Source organism: Bradyrhizobium jicamae, from assembly GCF_018130695.1.
GTDB classification, from domain to species: domain Bacteria; phylum Pseudomonadota; class Alphaproteobacteria; order Rhizobiales; family Xanthobacteraceae; genus Bradyrhizobium; species Bradyrhizobium jicamae_B.
Genome location: NZ_JAFCJX010000021.1, coordinates 68507 through 83972 on the forward strand (window position 1 = coordinate 68507; position 15466 = coordinate 83972).

A 15466-nucleotide genomic window follows, 5' to 3' on the forward strand; every position below is an offset into this window, starting at 1 on the left:
GCATGCTCTTTCCGTATGTGCGTTGATGATGCTCAATTGAACGAGCGATCTGCTCATCAATTATCTCGCCCGGTAACACCCCTCTCCCCAACCCTCCCCCGCAAGGGGGGGAGGGAGCCCGCTGAGTGTGCTCACCTCACGTCGCAGAGCTAATGCCACATGGTCTCACGCCGGCACTGGGGCCTCGGGGCAATTGGTCAGCCGCGCCGGCGTGCCGACGGCGGTGCAGCCGGCCGGCACGTCCGATGTCACCAAGGCGCCGGCGCCGACCTTGGCGAATTCGCCAATCGTGAGATCGCCGATGATCGTTGCGCCGGCGCTGAGGAAGACGCCGCGACCAATCCGCGGCGCGCGGCGGGGATCGTTCTCGGGCCGGCTGATGGTGACGTTCTGCAGGATCGTCACCTCGTCGCCGATGCTGGCGAGCGCGCCGACGATGATGCCGGTGGCGTGATCGAGGAACACCGCCGTGCCGATCGACGCCGAGGGATGGATGCTGACCTGCAACTGCTCGGACGACGCACTCTGCATCATCCGCGCCAGATCGACGCGCTCATAGCGCCACAACCAGTTCGTCACGCGCCAGGCCTGCAGCGCGACAAATCCCTTGAAGTTGACGAACGGTGGTAGAAAGCCCTTGATCGCGGGATCACGGCGAATGATGGCCTGCAAGTCGAGGCTCGCGGCATCGACGAGCGTGGGCTCGGCCGCAAAGGCTTCGGTGGCGACACGCGTGAACCGCGTCCGCTCGGCCTCGTTCATGCCGAGCCGCTGCCCGATCAGCGCGGCCAAAGCGGTCGGAAGATCGGGATGATCGAGCAGCGCCGCGGCTGACGTCCCGAGCACAGGATCGCCGGCGAGCGCAGCTTCCGCTTCACGCCGGATTGATCGCCAGAGCTCATCGGCCGACAGGATTCGATCCATTGTCATGACGCTTACCTCGCCACCCGGATTTCCGAGATGATCAAGTATGCGCAGCCATCCCCAAACGCAAACCGCTATGACCTCGCGTGCGGTTGTAATGGGCGCACCGGCCGTCGGCTCCCTCACCCTGAAAGGGGGAGGGTGGGGTGGGGGTCAAGTCGCGGGCGCTGGCGTCCGAGGAGAGACCTGATCCCCACCCGGTTTGCGCTTCCAGCGCAAACCGACCTCCCCAACAGGCAGGCGTCGTGCATCAGATGGATCATCTCCCCAAACGCAAACCGCCCGCTTGCGGTCATCGCAAACGGGCGGCTCGCGGCCATTCAGACTCTATGGGGGCACATCGCCTGAAGGCTCAGTGCTTGGAAACTAGCCCTGCGGGGGCTGGTCGTTCGGCGGGGTCGGGCGCGTCTTGTGCTGCGCCATGAACTGGTCGAACTCTTCCTTGTCCTTGGCGTGACGCAGGCGGTCCAGGAAGTTCTTGAACTCGACCTGCTCTTCCTCGAGGCGACGCAGCGTTTCCATGCGGTACTCGTCGAAGGCGCGGTTGCCGCTCGTCGGCTGGCCGAAGCCGCCGAACGGGAAGCCGCGGCGCTCCATGCGCGAGCGCATCCGGTCCATCTTGTACTGCATGCGCTCCATCTTGTTCGACCAGCGATCGCGATCCGAGTGAGTCCAGCAACCCATTTTTCTGCTCCCGAGTGTGAAGAAGAGAAGTGCAAGTCCGATCGGCCACCAGATGATGAAGCCGAGGATGGTGACGGCGATCCAGCCGGGATGCCAGGGGCTCTCCAGCATGTGGGGTCGATAGGGCTCTTCCACCGGACCGCGCCAACGTTGATTGACATCTGCGGTGTAGGACATGTCCTTCTCCATGGAACGGCATCACGCCGTTGTGAATGTAAATAACATTTACATAGGTAGCCGATCCCTTGGGAAAGTCAAGCGGTGCGGATGACGCACCATGAGCTTTATTTTTGGAATCTTATTTCGCCTTGCCCCAAGGACCTGAAAACGGACCGGACGGCTTCTCATCCAGCGGCGGCGGCTCGGCGGGCTTCCGTTCGTCAGGCTTGCGGTCGGTCGGGAAGCCGAGGCCGCGCAGGTAGATCAGCACTTCGGCCTCGAGCAGATCTTCCGGCGACATCGGCAGCTTGCGCCGCGCTGCATCGCCACGTCCGAACAGCGAGGCGACGCCATGCGACATCGCCCAGATGTGCAGCGCCATCATCATCGCCGGCGGCCGCGGCTGGCCGGGCGGTGCCAGCGCTGCGAGCCGTTCGGCCGCCGCGCGGATGATCGCGAAGGCGCGCTCGCTCGCTGCCATCAAAGTGGGATTGGAGTCGACGGGCAGGCCGGATTCGAACATCGCCGAATAGAACGCCGGCTCCTCACGCGCGAATTTCAGATAGGCCTTGCCGACGCGCTCGAACGCCGAGACAGTGTCGGGGCGGCCGTCGTCCCAGGCTTGCGTCAATGCGGATTCGAACTGCTCGAAGCCGCGCTGGGCGATGCTGGCGATCAGCTCATCGCGGTCACGGAAGTGACGGTAGGGCGCGGCAGGGCTGACGCCGGCCATGCGCGCGGCATCCGCGAAGGTGAAGCCGGCAGGGCCCTTCTGTCCGATCAGATCGAGCGCCGCCTGCAGCAGCGCCTCTTTCAGATTGCCGTGATGATAGCCGCGCTCGGCGCGGCGCTCGTCCTTGCGCCAGCTCATGTGAACGATCTTTACATGAGCCGGCGTGAAAGGTCACTACAAACGACCGTTAATGATGATTAACGGGGGCTCTCTTCACCTTTCCCCGCTCTTTGGCGGGGAGAGGTCGGATCGCGCTCGGCGATGCGCAGCATCGTCCGACGCGATCCGGGTGAGGGGCCGTGCACCACGGTGCCGCACAATCAGCCCCTCCGACTCCGCGATTGATCCAGTCGGCTAACCGCGACACTCCCGGCTGGCGTCTGCCATGCCCCTCACCCGCCGCCTGCGCTGCGCTCCGGCGTCGACCTCTCCCCGCCAAGTGCGGGGAGGTGATCACCTCACTGTCCCGGAATCGGCAGCACCGGCATGATCTCGACGCGCTCGCCGGGGAAGATCGCGAAATGCGGGTGGTTCTCGAACATCTTCGCCGCCGCCTCGTGCGAGGCTGCGCGCACCACGGTGAAGGCGCCCATCTCGTTGGCGATGTCGGCGATGCCGGAGAGGCTCGCCTGCTTGGTCTTGCCGAGCGGTCCACCCATGGTGACGAGCGCGGCCTGGTGCTTGTTGGCCCAGGCGTGCCACGCCGCCATGCCTTCGTTCTCCTTGGCGCGGCGCTCGGCCTCCGGCAGGGCGTTCCAGGCTGCCATCTTCGCGCTGGTCTTGCTGCCGAGGAAAACGGCGAGATAGGTGTCGTTGCTCATGCGTCTTCTCCTGTTGATCTCTGGCGTGGATGATTGTTGACGTGATCAGCGCAGCGCTTTGCCCCAGCCGCCGTTCGGCGCCTCGAAGGTGGCGGCGGCCTGTTGCACCTCCTCGGAGAAGTCGGCCATCTCCTGCACCTGGCGGATCTCGATGATCTCGTTGGCGGAGGCCGGGCATTGCTTCGCCCATGCGATGGCCTCGGCGCGCGAGGCGACATCGATCATCCAGTAGCCGCCGAGCACCTCCTTGGATTCCGTGAACGGGCCGTCGGTGACCACGGGCTTGCCGGTGGCGAAGGAGACGCGCGCGCCGGCTGCAGGCGGATGCAGGCCGTCGAGCGTGATCAGCACGCCGGCATCCTTGAGCGCCTGGTTGTAGGCCATCATCGCGGCGACGCGTTCGGGGTCGAGATCGATCTCCTTCGGCGCGTTCTCGTAGCCGAGCGGGATCATCAGCATCATGAATCGCATGGTCTTCTGCTCCATTCTGTCCGGCCGAGGCCGTCGCCTGCTTCAAAGACGAAGCAGCCTGTACCGCACCGACATCGCCAGGAAAATTATTTCGGAGGTTATTGCAGTGCGGCGCCTCAGGTCTCCCGCGGCACCATCCTGAAGTAAGGCTCGGCCTCCGCGATGACGCGCGCGACCGCGGGCCGCGCCTTCAGCCGTTCGAGATAGGCGGCAAGCTGCGGCCGCTCCGCGCCGAACGGCTCCACGGTGCTGCCGTAGAACAGCGCCGGCAGCGCCGCGCAATCGGCCAGCGTGAAGTCAGCGCCCATCGCAAAGCCGCCGCCGGCGACCTGCCGCTCGATCATGTCATAGGAGGTGCGAAGCTGCGCCCGCGCCTCGGCGACGCCATGCGGATCCTTTGCGTCGGCCGGACGCAGCCGGTCGAGCATGATCTTCTGCATCGGCAGATGGACGTAGAGATCGAAGACGCGGTCGCGCAGCCGTGTCTCGCGAGCGGTATCGGGATCGTCGGGGATGAATCGTGTGGTGCCCGGATAATGCCGGTCGAGATATTCGATGATGATCGTCGACTCCGGCACGGTCTCGCCGCGCGCCGCATCGCTCAGCACCGGAAACTTGCCGATCGGCCACAGCTTGCGCAGCGCGGCGCGCTCACCGGCATCACCGAGATTGACCAGGTTCGGCGTGAACGGCGTGCCGTTCTCGTAGAGTGCGATCAGCGCCTTCCAGCAGAATGACGACAGCGGGTGGTAATGCAGGGTGAGCGACATCGAGCTTTCCTTGAAACGTTCTGAGCTTGCGAAGGACGAATCACGTTTCGCAATTCCGACATCGACGATGAAACAGTTTCGTCGAACGAAACGCCTGGTTGCAGCAAGCGTTGACTTCGCCGGTATGCTGATATTTGTGCGACGAACGACCGCACGCGCGACGTAAAATAATCTCTGCGTCGCGTCCGTAGGAGTACGGGCGAGCAAATCCGCATCGCTATGTACCCTGGCGTGCATTGTCGGGAAAAAGTTGCACATCCTGAGCCACATAGGCGATCGCTGCGCGCGGCGGCGCTGGCGCTGCCTGAAAATCAGGCTTTACGCTTTTCTAAACAGCTGCCTGCAACTTTTACGGTAGTCGCGTTCGTCTGCGTTGCCGACAAATCCATACCCGAACATTCCATGGAGTCGACGTTGTTCAATTTCAACAACAAGGCCACCCGTAACGCCCTCGCGCAGGCTGCCGCGATCAACAGGTCGCAGGCGGTCATCGAGTTCAGGCTCGACGGCAGCATCGTCACGGCGAACGAGAATTTCCTGAAGGCGATGGGCTACGCGCTCCCGGAGATCCAGGGCAAGCATCACAGCCTGTTCGTCGATCCCGCCTATCGCGACAGCGCCGAATACCGCGCCTTCTGGGCCAGCCTGAACCGCGGCGAATTCCAGGCCGCGCAGTACAAGCGCCTCGCCAAGGGCGGCCGCGAGATCTGGATCCAGGCCTCCTACAATCCGATCCTGGATGCCGGCGGCAAGCCGGTCGGCGTGGTCAAGTTCGCCACCGACATCACCGCGCAGAAGATCCAGAGCATGGAAGACGCCGGCAAGATCGCCGCGATCAACCGGGCCCAGGCGGTGATCGAGTTCAACATGGACGGCACCATCGTCACCGCCAACGAGAATTTCCTCAAGGCGATGGGCTACTCGCTTGCGGAGATCCAGGACAAGCATCACAGCATGTTCGTGGCGCCGGCCGACCGCGACAGCGCGGGCTATCGCGATTTCTGGGCGCGGCTGAACCGCGGCACGTTCGAGGCCGGCGAGTACAAGCGGATCGCCAGGGGCGGCCGCGAGATCTGGATCCTCGCCACCTATAACCCGATCCTCAACGAGGCCGGCAAGCCGTTCAAGGTGGTCAAGTTCGCCACCGACGTGACCGAGCAGAAGATGAAGGCGGCCGACAATGACGGCCAGATCGCTGCGATCCAGAAGTCTCAGGCCGTGATCGAGTTCAACATGGACGGCTCGATCCGCGACGCCAACCCGAATTTCTGCGCGGCGATGGGCTATGGATTGTCGGAGATCAAGGGTCGGCACCACAGCATGTTCGTCGAGCCGGTCGAGGCGAACGCACCTGCCTATCGCGAATTCTGGGAAGCCCTCAACCGCGGCCAGTACCAGGCCGCCGAGTACAAGCGGATCGCCAAGGGCGGCCGCGAGATCTGGATCCAGGCGTCCTACAATCCGATCCTCGACCTCAACGGCAAGCCCTACAAGGTGGTGAAATACGCCACCGACATCACCGCGCAGGCGATCGGCCGCAAGAAGGCGGACAATGCGCGCGGCCTGATCGAGGCGGTCGCCGCCGGCAGCGAGGAGATGAGCGCCTCGATCCGCGAGATTTCCGAGACCATGGCGAAGTCCAAGGTCGATGCCGCGACCGCGACCGGCCGGGTCGAGGCGGCCGACGTGCAGGCGCAAAAGCTCAATGCCGCAGCGCAGGCGATGAGCGGTATCGTCGAGATGATCGGCAGCATCACCGGTCAGATCAATCTGCTGGCGCTGAACGCCACGATCGAGTCGGCGCGCGCGGGCGAGGCCGGCCGCGGCTTCGCGGTGGTTGCCTCCGAGGTGAAGAACCTCGCCAACCAGGCGCGCCAGGCCACCGATACGATCTCCTCGGAGATCGAGGCGCTGAACGGGATCGCCGGCGACGTCGTCGGCTCGCTCTCCGCCATCAAGGCGGCGATCGCAGGGGTCAACGAGTTCATCGCCTCCACCGCGGCCGCGGTCGAGGAGCAGGCCATCGTGACCCAGGACATGTCCTCCAACATGCAGCGCGCCTCGGCCGAGCTCGCGGTGTAGCGGCGAGGAGACGCTGACGACCTGACAATGCCCGGCTGAGCCGGGCATTTTGATTTGGGTGTCTTCATTCGGCGGGTTAAGAAGGCGCGCGCCTTCGCCGGCGCCTTCAGATCAGCAAGCCAAGACGGACCCGCGCCCATGAACTCTTCCTCGTCGAAAGTCGCCCTCGTCACCGGTGCCGCGCGCGGGATTGGTCTGGCGACCGCAAAGCGTTTCCTCGCCGAAGGCTGGCGCGTGGCGTTGCTGGATATCGAGGGTGAGCTGCAGGCGAACGCGGTGGCGGCGCTGAAAAACCCCGACAACACGCAGGCGATCACCTGCGACGTCTCCGATGCCGCAGCCGTGGGAGCCGCGATGGCCGCCGTCATGAGCCGCTTCGGCCGGCTCGATGCGCTCGTCAACAATGCCGGCGTCGCGGTGTTCGCGCCGGTGCTGGAGACGTCGGATGCCGACTGGAACCGGATCATGGCCGTGAACCTCACCGGTCCGTTCCTGTGCACCAAGGCGGCAGCACCCCTGATGCGCGAGCAGGGCGGCGGCGCCATCGTCAACATCACCTCGATCTCGGCGGTGCGCGCCTCGACCTTGCGTTCGGCCTACGGCACCAGCAAGGCTGGCCTGGCGCATCTCACAAAACAGCTCGCGGTCGAGCTCGCTTCATCGGGCATCCGCGTCAATGCGGTGGCGCCGGGGCCGGTCGAGACCGCGATGGCGAAGGCCGTGCATACCGCCGAGATCCGCGCCGACTATCACGACGCGATCCCGCTCAATCGCTACGGCCTGGAAGAGGAACTGGCGGACGCCATCTTCTTCCTGTGCTCGGAGCGTGCAAGCTACATCACCGGCCAGGTCCTCGCCGTCGATGGCGGTTTCGACGCGGCCGGCATCGGCCTGCCGACCCTGCGCGGTCAGCGGCGGAACGGCTGATCGCGTTACCCGAGCATGATCCGGAAAAGTGTGAAGCGGTTTTCCGAGAAGATCATGCTCAAACAAAGAGATAAAGCGCGATGACGATTTGGCCTAACATCGCGCTTTAGGCAGCGCGCTTTCACCGGCGACCTTGATCTCGCCACGTCGCCGCGACAGAGTTGCGGCCATGCCAAACCGACTCCGCAAGATCGTGTTGTGCGCCTCGGCGTTTGCCGCGCTGGTCACCCCTGCCATGGCCGAGATACGCATCCTCGCCAGTCCCGGCGGGCAGGTCGGCCCGTTCCTCGAACTGTTCGACCGCGTCCGCGCCTCCGGCGAGCGCGTCGTGATCGACGGTCCCTGCCTCTCGGCGTGCACGCTGGTGCTGTCGATCGTGCCGGATGATCGCATCTGCGTCACCCGCCGCGCGGTGCTCGGCTTCCACGCCGCGCGCTCGATCGACGGGCGCGGCCGCATCTACGCCGAGCCCGAGGCCTCGCAGGCCGTGCTGCAGGCCTATCCCGCCCCGGTCCGCGCCTGGCTGGTCCGCCGCGGCGGCCTGACCTCGCGACTGCTGCTGCTGCGCGGCAAGGAGCTCGCGGCGATCTATCCGAGGTGTCGCTGATGAATGCTCAGCTTGTAGGGTGGGCAAAGCGACCCCGTCCGCCGTAGCTCAACGAGCGAAGGCGGAAGCGTGCCCACCATCACGAGCACGCCGAGAATGGTGGGCACAGCGCTGACGCGCCTTTGCCCACCCTACGGCTACGACACCTTCGCCCTACATCCCCTCAGCCGGACAGTTCACCATCCAGGGGATGCCGAACTGATCGACGCACATGCCGAAGCCCTGGGAGAAGAACGTCTTGGCGAACGGCATGGTGACGGTGCCGCCTTCGGACAGCGCCTTGAAGCGACGCTCGGCATCCGCGGCGTCTTCGACCTGCAGCGAGACCGAAAAGCCCTGCGGCGTCTGGAAGTGGCCGGGCGGGGCGTCGGAGGCCATGATGATCTCGCCATCGATCGTGATCTTGGCGTGCATGATCTTGTCCTTCCACTCCGCCGGCACTTTCATCTCGGGTGGACCCTCGCCGAACGGGAACGACGCCTCGATCTGCGCGCCCAGAACCTTCTGATAGAATTTCAGCGCATCGGCGCAATTGCCGTTGAATGTGAGATAGGGATTGACCTGCATCGCGTGCTCCTTCCGATCTCGATTGCTGACGAATTATCTCTCGGTGATGGTCTTCAGATTGGCGAGGCCGACTTCAAAGTCCTTGCCGATCATGTTGTCGAGGTTGATGAACAGCTGCATCACCTTGGTCATGAACACGGCGGGGCCGTGCATCGTCCAGGTGAGATTGGTGACATCGCCCTGCGGCAGCATTGTGAACTCGGCGGTGTTGTGGCCCTCGAACGGCCTATAGAAGTCGAGCTTGATCACGATCTTCGACGGCGCTGCGGCGTCCAGTATTTCCATCCGCCCGGAGCCGACATTGTTGTTGCCGTCCCAGGCATAGACCGCGCCGGCGCCGCGCTCGGCGCCGCTGTAGCTGCGCTTCATCGCGGGATCCTTCTGCTCATAGGGCGACCATGTGACCCACTGATGAAAGTCGGAGATCAGCGGAAAGATCCGTTCCGCCGGTGCGCGGATATGGGTGGTGCGGGTAACGCGCAGCGTGCCCGGCTTGCGCAGTGCGAGGATCAGGACGAGCGCGATCGCGACGGCGAGGATCGCGGCGATGATGGCAATGATCTCGAGCATGATGGTCTCCGAAATAGCGAGAATAGCTCCGTCACCATGACGAACGGGGCGGTGCGAGGCCGACAATGGGTCGAAGACTTTTTTGAGCTCTGGCCTGCGTTCCCCGGATGCTGTGCAGCGTGCCGCGCATGCGGCGTGGTGCGCTGCTGATCCGGGGCCCACAGGCGCTTCAGAGGCATGGGTCCCGGCTCTGCGGTGCACCGCTGAAGAAGCGCTGCACCGCGTCCGGGACACGAGAGGCGCTGATTTTTACTTCCCGGCCTTCACATTGCGCCTCTCGCTGTCGCGCATCAGGCGGTCGATGTGCATGCGGATGTGGGCGGCTTCGGCGGTCGTGTTGGCGAGCGCAATGGCGCGGTCGAAGGCGATGCGGGCCTCGTCGTTGCGGCCGAGCTGCATCAGGAAGGCGCCGCGGACGCCGAAATAATGGAAGTAGTTGGAGAGCCGCGGCGCCAGCGGCTCGATCAGGTCGAGGGCGGCTTGCGGCCCGCGCACCTTCGACACCGCGACCGCGCGGTTCAGCGTCACCACGGGCGAGGGCTGCATCACCTCGAGCGCGCCATAGAGCAAATCGATCTGGGTCCAGTCGGTCTCGTCGGGCGTGGCCGCCCGCGCATGCAGCGCTGCGATCGCCGCCTGCACCTGATACGGGCCGCTCCTGCGATGGCGCATCGCCTTGTCGATCAGCGCCAGCCCCTCGGCGATCAGCTTCGGATTCCACAAGGCTCGGTCCTGGTCGTCGAGCAGGATCACCTGTCCATCAGCATCGAAGCGCGCGGCGGCGCGGGCGTGCTGCAGCAACAGCAGCGCGGTCAGACCCATGATCTCCGGCTCGCTCTGGAACAGCCTCAGCAAGAGGCGCGCCAGCCGGATCGCCTCCTCGCAGAGCGGAGACCGGATATCGGCGGTATCGCCGCTCGCCGAATAGCCCTCGTTGAAGATCAGATAGATCATCGCCGCGACCGAGACGAGGCGTTCGCTGCGCTCGACCGCGCCCGGCGTTTCGAACGGCACTTTTGCGTCGGCGACGCGCGCTTTCGCACGGGTGATGCGCTGCTCCATCGCCGCCTCCGAAACCAGGAAGGCGCGGGCGATCTGCTTGACGGTGAGGCCGGAGACGATGCGCAGCGCCAGCGCAATCTGCTGCGTCGTCGGCAGGTCCTTGTGGCAGCAGATGAACAAGAGTCGCAGAATGTCGTCGCGATAATGCGAGCCGTCGAGCCGCTCGGCGATCTCGTCCTCGGCATCGTCGAGGTCGGAGATCGCCTGGTCGTCCTCGGGCAGCGGCTGCTGCTTCTTGTTGCGTCTGACCTCGTCGATCGCGACGTTGCGGCCGACCATGATCAGCCACGCCGCCGGATCGCGCGGCGGGCCATTCTGCGGCCAGCTCCTCAGCGCCCGCAGGCAGGCGTTCTGGAACGCCTCCTCGGCGGTGTCGAGGTTGCGGAAATAGCGCAGGAGCGCGCCGACCGCCTGGGGACGCGCAGACGTCAGCGCTGCATCGATCCAGGCGGTATCGGTCATGTCGTCACCTGTCCGGGGTTGAGCACGCCGACGGGGCGGATCTCATAGGCGCCGCCGGGATTGGCCTTGCCGAGATCCCTGGCGACATCCAGCGCCTCGTCGAGGTTCTTGCAGTCGACGATGTAGAAGCCGAGCAGCTGCTCCTTGGTCTCGGCAAAGGGCCCGTCCAGCACCAGCGGCGGATCGTCCTTGCGCAGCGTGGTCGCCGCCGTTGTCGGCAGCAGCCGGGCCACCGGGCCGAGCCGGCCCTGTTTGGCGAGCTTCTCCTGCACCACGGCCAGTTTCTTCATCACGGCGGCGTCCTGTTCCTTGCTCCAGGAGCCGACCTGGTCTTCGTCGTGATAGCAGAGGATGGCGTACAGCATCGAAAGGCATCTCCGTTCATCTCAAGGAACGAACGATTATGCCCGCTGCCGACACCGGATGCGAAGAAATTTCGCCCGCTTGTTCCAAGGCCCTGGGGCGCCTGATAAGGAGACCGTAACGGACATCGCGCAACAGAGGTATATCGATATGAGCAAGGGCACGATCGCGTTGCTGGTGAACAGCAATGCGCAAAACTGGTCGCCCGAGCGCTGGAAGGCGCGTTTCGGCGAGGTGTGCCCGGACCGGCGCGTCGTGCTGCTGCCCGATCCTGCGCTCGATCCTGCCGAGGTGCATTACGCGGCGGTGTGGAAGCCGAAGCCCGGGGATCTCGCCGCCTTCAAGAATCTGCGCGCGATCTTCAATCTCGGCGCCGGCGTCGACGCGCTGATGGTCGACCGCTCGCTGCCCGACGTGCCGCTGGTGCGGGTCGCGGTCGGCGACCTCACCGACCGCATGACCGAGTATGTCGTGCTGCATGTGCTGATGCACCACCGCCAGGAGCTTTACTTAAGGGACTCGCAGCGCGCCAGGCGCTGGGAGCCGAAATACCAGTGGGTGGCGAGTGCGATCACGGTCGGCGTCATGGGCCTCGGCACGCTCGGCGCCGCCTCCGCCGATGCGCTGCGCGCGCTCGGCTTCCGCGTGGTCGGCTGGAGCCGCAGCGAAAAGCAGGTCGAGGGCGTCACCTGCTTCCACGGCAGTGACGGCCTCGATGCCTTCCTGCGCGCCACCAACATCCTGGTCTGCCTGCTGCCGCTGACGCCGGACACCCGCCACGTCCTCAACCGCGATGTCTTCGCCAAGCTCGATCGCAGCAGCCCGATGGGCGCGCCGGTCATCATCAACGCCGGCCGCGGCGGCCTGCAGAACGAGCCGGACATCTTGCGCAGCCTCGACGACGGCACGCTGGGCGCCGCGTCGCTCGACGTGTTCGAGACCGAGCCGCTGCCCGAGGCGAGCCCGTTCTGGACCCACCCGAAAGTGGTGCTGACGCCGCACAACGCCGCCGACACCGATGCCGACGAAATTTCAAAATACGTCGCGCGCCAGATCGCGCAGTTCGAGGCCGGCGGTGCGCTCGAGAACGTGGTGGATCGGGGGCGGGGGTATTAGACGGGTATTTGCCGTCGTCCTGGCGAAAGCCAGGACCCATTACCACCGAGTTCTGTTGTGAACGGGAACATGGCCCCAGCGTCGCGCAACAATGTGCATCTGTGGTAATGGGTCCTGGCTTTCGCCAGGACGACGTTGGAGGTCTACGCCGCCTTCCGCACAATCTTGACGTGGGTCGCGTTCTCGCCCGTCACGCGTTCAACCGTCGCATAGCCCAGCGCGGGCAGATCGAGTCCCGCAAACAGGCTTTCGCCCGCGCCGAGCAGCACCGCCGGCAACGCCAGATTCATCTCATCGAGCAGGCCGGCCGCGAGATACTGCCGCACGACCGAAGCGCCGCCGCCGATCCGGATATCCCTGTCCTTCGCCGCTTCACGCGCCTGCTTCAGCGCGGATTCAATTCCGTCGGTGACGAATTGGAACACGGTGCCGCCCTCCATCTCGATCGGCGCGCGCGCGTGATGGGTGAGCACATAGACCGGCGTGTGGTACGGCGGATTGGGGCCCCACCAGCCCTTCCATGACTCATCCGGCCAGGCCCCGCGGATCGGGCCGAACATGTTCCGTCCCATGATCCAGGCGCCGATATTCTCCATCGAACGCTCGGCGAACCCGTTGTCGACCCCGGTGTCGCCACCGTCCCGCCCGGTCATCTTGTGGAACATGCGCGTCTTCAGCATCCAGCCCGGCAACACCATGCCACCCTCGCCAAAGGGATTGTCGAGGCTCTGATGCGGCGCGGCGGCAAAACCGTCGATCGAGACCGAGAAGGCCGAAGTCCTGACTTTTCCCATGATGCTCCACTTCCACGAATGAGGGTCCAAACCGAGGACGAGCGGGATAGCCCGGAGCCGACATCGCGCGCGAGAAAAAATCGCGAGCCGCTATTTCGAGCCCACCATCACGTCGATCGCGCCCTTCACGATCTCTTCCAGCTCCTTGCGCGGCACCCGGGCGCGGGCGCGGATCGCGATGGTGTGGATGGTCGCGGAAGCAAGCTGGGCGAGGGTGGCGGGGTCGGCACTCTCGGGCAGCTCGCCGCGCTCCTTGGCCACGCGAAAACAGGTCGCAAACGCCTTGTCGAGCTCGACCAGGCCCTCCAGCACCATGCCGCGGATGATGGGATCCGCCACCGCCTCGGAGGCCGCCGTCATCACCGTGAAGCAGCCGCGCGGCGATTCGCCTTCGGTGTAGATGTCGAGCGCGATGGCGTAGATCCGCGCCAGTCGCTGCTTCAGCGGCGCCTCGCTGCGGAAGATGTCGGTCATCGCCGTGCGCGCATTGTCGCGGTAGCGCTGGTAGCTCTTGATGAACAGCTCGCGCTTGTCGCCGAACGCGCCATAGAGGCTCGGCCGGTTCATGCCGGTGGCGGCGCTGAGATCATCGAGCGAAGTCGCCGCAAAGCCGTTGTTCCGGAACAGGTCGAGCGCCTTGCCGAGCGCGACGTCAGGCTCATAGGCGCGCGGCCGGCCGCGCCGTTTCGGCGCGACGGGAGCATCGATCTTTCCGCGATCGATTTTGGCAGCAGATGGCGGCTTCTTAAGTTTTTGTACCATTTCGCAATAAATTCCTTGACGCCCTTTATATTATACGGGACAGTACAAAAATCAAATTCGGCCCGGATTGCCCGAGGCCACATCACCAGGAGGCCCCCATGGATCTCTACTATTCGCCGCTCGCCTGCTCGATGGCGACCCGCATCGCACTCTATGAAGCGAACCAGAGCGCCAACTACCTCGAGGTCGACAAGGCCAAGCAGGTCCGGGGCGATGGCTCGGACTTTCTGAAGGTCAATCCGATCGGTCTGGTGCCGACCCTGCGCACCGACGACGGCGTGGTGCTGACCGAGAACGCCGCGATCCTGCAATATGTCGCCGACCGCTTCCCGCAGGCCGGTATCGGCACGACATCTGACGTCGAGCGCTCCCGGCTGCAGCAATGGCTCTGCTTCATCGGCACCGAGCTGCACAAGGGCCTGTTCATCCCGCTCCTGGACAAGAAAGCGCCAGGCGAGATGAAGGCCTATGTACTGGAGAAGAACCTGTCGCGGCTCGACTATCTCGAGAGTTACCTGAAGGGGCGCGAATTCCTGCTCGACCATTTCAGCGTGGCGGATGCCTATCTCGTCACCGTCATCAACTGGACCATGGCGACGCCGCCGATCGAACTGGCAAAATGGCCGGCGCTGAAGGCCTATTACGACCGCCTCCGCACCCGCCCGTCGGTGGCGAAAGCGATCGCCGAAGAGTTCGAGCTCTACAAGGCCGAACTCGCCCGCCATAAGGCGGCGGCGTAAGTTTTCACCTCTCCCCGCCCTTCAGCGGGGAGAGGTCGAAATTCGCGCAGCGAATTTCGGGTGAGGGGCAAGGCACCCGATCGCCGCAAAGCCAGCCTCTCCGACTCCTCGAATGCCAATGAGCCAATCATCGCGAGCGCTGAAGACGGTGAGACCTGTACACCCGGAACGCATCTGACGATGCGTTCCGACCTCTCCCTGCATCCGCCTTCGCCCGAAGGCGGGCTTCGGCGGACAAGAGCGGGGCGAGGTGAAGAAAGAGCGTAGCCCGGATGGAGCGCAGCGAAATCCGGGGTCGTCTCCGCGGCGCAAGTGATCCCGGATTACGCTGCGTTCGTTAGGACACGGCCTGTGGTTCAATAAAGACGGGTTCGAACAGCTTCCACTCATCATAATATTCGATCGGCAATTTGTAGGGTTGGCAGGCGTTGATCGCCCTTAACGCGCTCTGTTGATAAGCGCGAAGGAAGCCGGACTCGGCCGGCTTTTCCAGGGACGGCTCCTCCGCGAGTCGGCCATCTTGTGTCAGCTTGATCCGGAAAACCGCCTCGATACCCGCCATGTTCTGGCCGGCGACATAAGGCTTGCTCCAGCACCTGCTGACTTGCGATCTGAACATCGGGCCCCAGTTCGCGGCATGGTTCGGCTTGCTTTGCGCGGCCGCAGTCTGAAGCGGAATAGATGCGAAGGCGAGCACAGCGAAGCCTGTGGGCGCCCAAAACTTGTTCGGCATGAAATTGACCCGGAAGTTGCGGTGGTTGCAATCGCTATCCAGAATAGAGCAGTCTTCGACAAATGCGTAGCCCGGACGTGATCGAAGTGCGGCCGCGTCGCAGCTTCACCTCTCCCTAA

General features: G+C 64.5%; 18 protein-coding genes. 5 read left to right on the forward strand and 13 right to left on the reverse strand.

The features are described from left to right. Positions 1 to 165: 165 nt before the first annotated feature. The 6 genes from JQ604_RS27705 to JQ604_RS27730 all read right to left on the reverse strand — a co-directional run bounded on the left by JQ604_RS27705 (position 166) and on the right by JQ604_RS27730 (position 4562). A complete protein-coding gene (locus JQ604_RS27705; protein WP_249158734.1) occupies positions 166 to 930 on the reverse strand; it encodes a serine O-acetyltransferase in 765 nt (254 codons plus the stop codon). 360 nt (positions 931 to 1290) lie between these two features. Then, complete coding sequence (locus tag JQ604_RS27710) at positions 1291 to 1785, reverse strand: DUF2852 domain-containing protein (RefSeq protein ID WP_212363848.1); 495 nt, start codon at positions 1783 to 1785, stop codon at positions 1291 to 1293. 121 nt (positions 1786 to 1906) lie between these two features. Further along, positions 1907 to 2638, reverse strand: coding sequence for a TetR/AcrR family transcriptional regulator (locus tag JQ604_RS27715; RefSeq protein WP_212363849.1), 732 nt, complete (start codon positions 2636 to 2638; stop codon positions 1907 to 1909). A 320-nt stretch (positions 2639 to 2958) separates the two neighbouring features. Continuing rightward, the gene (locus JQ604_RS27720) at positions 2959 to 3321 is read right to left on the reverse strand and encodes a hypothetical protein (RefSeq protein ID WP_212363850.1); all 363 of its coding nucleotides are present in this window, start codon (positions 3319 to 3321) and stop codon (positions 2959 to 2961) included. A 45-nt stretch (positions 3322 to 3366) separates the two neighbouring features. Continuing rightward, on the reverse strand, positions 3367 to 3792 hold the full coding sequence (locus JQ604_RS27725; protein ID WP_212363851.1) for a YciI family protein: 426 nt from the start codon (positions 3790 to 3792) through the stop codon (positions 3367 to 3369). Positions 3793 to 3908: 116 nt separating this feature from the next. Beyond that, complete coding sequence (locus JQ604_RS27730; protein ID WP_212363852.1) at positions 3909 to 4562, reverse strand: glutathione S-transferase family protein; 654 nt, start codon at positions 4560 to 4562, stop codon at positions 3909 to 3911. Between the two features lie 414 nt (positions 4563 to 4976). On the opposite strand from JQ604_RS27730, the gene JQ604_RS27735 reads away from it, so the two are divergent. The 3 genes from JQ604_RS27735 (at position 4977) to JQ604_RS27745 (ending at position 8178) form a co-directional block, all read left to right on the forward strand. Continuing rightward, positions 4977 to 6644, forward strand: coding sequence for a methyl-accepting chemotaxis protein (locus tag JQ604_RS27735; protein ID WP_249158743.1), 1668 nt, complete (start codon positions 4977 to 4979; stop codon positions 6642 to 6644). A 138-nt stretch (positions 6645 to 6782) separates the two neighbouring features. Beyond that, positions 6783 to 7571 (forward strand): SDR family NAD(P)-dependent oxidoreductase, encoded by a 789-nt coding sequence (locus JQ604_RS27740; RefSeq protein WP_212363854.1) that lies wholly within the window; start codon positions 6783 to 6785, stop codon positions 7569 to 7571. Positions 7572 to 7806: 235 nt separating this feature from the next. After that, entirely contained in the window at positions 7807 to 8178 is a 372-nt protein-coding gene (locus JQ604_RS27745; RefSeq protein ID WP_433996290.1) for a hypothetical protein, read from the forward strand. Positions 8179 to 8331: 153 nt separating this feature from the next. Here the strand turns inward: JQ604_RS27745 and JQ604_RS27750 are convergent, their stop codons facing one another. From JQ604_RS27750 to JQ604_RS27765, 4 genes are all read right to left on the reverse strand, one after another. Beyond that, positions 8332 to 8745, reverse strand: a complete 414-nt coding sequence (locus tag JQ604_RS27750) for a VOC family protein (RefSeq protein WP_212363856.1) — start codon at positions 8743 to 8745, stop codon at positions 8332 to 8334. 33 nt (positions 8746 to 8778) lie between these two features. Further along, entirely contained in the window at positions 8779 to 9315 is a 537-nt protein-coding gene (locus JQ604_RS27755; RefSeq protein WP_212363857.1) for an SRPBCC family protein, read from the reverse strand. 249 nt (positions 9316 to 9564) lie between these two features. Continuing rightward, complete coding sequence (locus JQ604_RS27760) at positions 9565 to 10839, reverse strand: RNA polymerase sigma factor (RefSeq protein ID WP_212363858.1); 1275 nt, start codon at positions 10837 to 10839, stop codon at positions 9565 to 9567. Further along, positions 10836 to 11204 (reverse strand): YciI family protein, encoded by a 369-nt coding sequence (locus tag JQ604_RS27765; protein ID WP_212363859.1) that lies wholly within the window; start codon positions 11202 to 11204, stop codon positions 10836 to 10838. Before JQ604_RS27765 ends, JQ604_RS27760 begins: the two co-directional genes overlap by 4 nt. Positions 11205 to 11352: 148 nt before the next feature. Between JQ604_RS27765 and JQ604_RS27770 the strand changes: the two genes are divergently transcribed. Continuing rightward, positions 11353 to 12318: a 2-hydroxyacid dehydrogenase gene (locus JQ604_RS27770; RefSeq protein WP_212363860.1), complete on the forward strand. Its 966-nt coding sequence runs from the start codon at positions 11353 to 11355 to the stop codon at positions 12316 to 12318. Positions 12319 to 12461: 143 nt separating this feature from the next. Here JQ604_RS27770 and JQ604_RS27775 read toward each other — a convergent pair whose 3' ends face one another. Both JQ604_RS27775 and JQ604_RS27780 read right to left on the reverse strand, forming a co-directional pair. Continuing rightward, the gene (locus JQ604_RS27775; RefSeq protein WP_212363861.1) at positions 12462 to 13112 is read right to left on the reverse strand and encodes a dihydrofolate reductase family protein; all 651 of its coding nucleotides are present in this window, start codon (positions 13110 to 13112) and stop codon (positions 12462 to 12464) included. A 90-nt stretch (positions 13113 to 13202) separates the two neighbouring features. Further along, entirely contained in the window at positions 13203 to 13874 is a 672-nt protein-coding gene (locus JQ604_RS27780) for a TetR/AcrR family transcriptional regulator (protein WP_212363862.1), read from the reverse strand. A gap of 98 nt (positions 13875 to 13972) precedes the next feature. Here JQ604_RS27780 and JQ604_RS27785 point away from each other — a divergent pair, with 98 nt between their 5' ends. Beyond that, positions 13973 to 14614, forward strand: coding sequence for a glutathione binding-like protein (locus JQ604_RS27785; protein WP_212363863.1), 642 nt, complete (start codon positions 13973 to 13975; stop codon positions 14612 to 14614). A 337-nt stretch (positions 14615 to 14951) separates the two neighbouring features. On the opposite strand, the gene JQ604_RS27790 is transcribed toward JQ604_RS27785, so the two are convergent. Then, on the reverse strand, positions 14952 to 15347 hold the full coding sequence (locus tag JQ604_RS27790) for a cell envelope integrity protein TolA (RefSeq protein WP_212363864.1): 396 nt from the start codon (positions 15345 to 15347) through the stop codon (positions 14952 to 14954). Between the last annotated feature and the right edge of the window lie 119 nt (positions 15348 to 15466).

Bases quoted from the DNA above. Each gene is read 5' to 3' on its own strand.
- JQ604_RS27705 (WP_249158734.1), bottom strand. From the start codon at position 930: ATGACAATGGATCGAATCCTGTCGGCCGATGAGCTCTGGCGATCAATC.
- JQ604_RS27730 (WP_212363852.1), bottom strand. From the start codon at position 4,562: ATGTCGCTCACCCTGCATTACCACCCGCTGTCGTCATTCTGCTGGAAG.
- JQ604_RS27785 (WP_212363863.1), top strand. From the start codon at position 13,973: ATGGATCTCTACTATTCGCCGCTCGCCTGCTCGATGGCGACCCGCATC.
- JQ604_RS27760 (WP_212363858.1), bottom strand. From the start codon at position 10,839: ATGACCGATACCGCCTGGATCGATGCAGCGCTGACGTCTGCGCGTCCC.
- JQ604_RS27725 (WP_212363851.1), bottom strand. From the start codon at position 3,792: ATGCGATTCATGATGCTGATGATCCCGCTCGGCTACGAGAACGCGCCG.
- JQ604_RS27755 (WP_212363857.1), bottom strand. From the start codon at position 9,315: ATGCTCGAGATCATTGCCATCATCGCCGCGATCCTCGCCGTCGCGATC.
- JQ604_RS27715 (WP_212363849.1), bottom strand. From the start codon at position 2,638: ATGAGCTGGCGCAAGGACGAGCGCCGCGCCGAGCGCGGCTATCATCAC.
- JQ604_RS27765 (WP_212363859.1), bottom strand. From the start codon at position 11,204: ATGCTGTACGCCATCCTCTGCTATCACGACGAAGACCAGGTCGGCTCC.
- JQ604_RS27775 (WP_212363861.1), bottom strand. From the start codon at position 13,112: ATGGGAAAAGTCAGGACTTCGGCCTTCTCGGTCTCGATCGACGGTTTT.
- JQ604_RS27740 (WP_212363854.1), top strand. From the start codon at position 6,783: ATGAACTCTTCCTCGTCGAAAGTCGCCCTCGTCACCGGTGCCGCGCGC.
- JQ604_RS27750 (WP_212363856.1), bottom strand. From the start codon at position 8,745: ATGCAGGTCAATCCCTATCTCACATTCAACGGCAATTGCGCCGATGCG.
- JQ604_RS27720 (WP_212363850.1), bottom strand. From the start codon at position 3,321: ATGAGCAACGACACCTATCTCGCCGTTTTCCTCGGCAGCAAGACCAGC.
- JQ604_RS27780 (WP_212363862.1), bottom strand. From the start codon at position 13,874: ATGGTACAAAAACTTAAGAAGCCGCCATCTGCTGCCAAAATCGATCGC.
- JQ604_RS27790 (WP_212363864.1), bottom strand. From the start codon at position 15,347: ATGCCGAACAAGTTTTGGGCGCCCACAGGCTTCGCTGTGCTCGCCTTC.
- JQ604_RS27745 (WP_433996290.1), top strand. From the start codon at position 7,807: ATGGCCGAGATACGCATCCTCGCCAGTCCCGGCGGGCAGGTCGGCCCG.
- JQ604_RS27710 (WP_212363848.1), bottom strand. From the start codon at position 1,785: ATGTCCTACACCGCAGATGTCAATCAACGTTGGCGCGGTCCGGTGGAA.
- JQ604_RS27770 (WP_212363860.1), top strand. From the start codon at position 11,353: ATGAGCAAGGGCACGATCGCGTTGCTGGTGAACAGCAATGCGCAAAAC.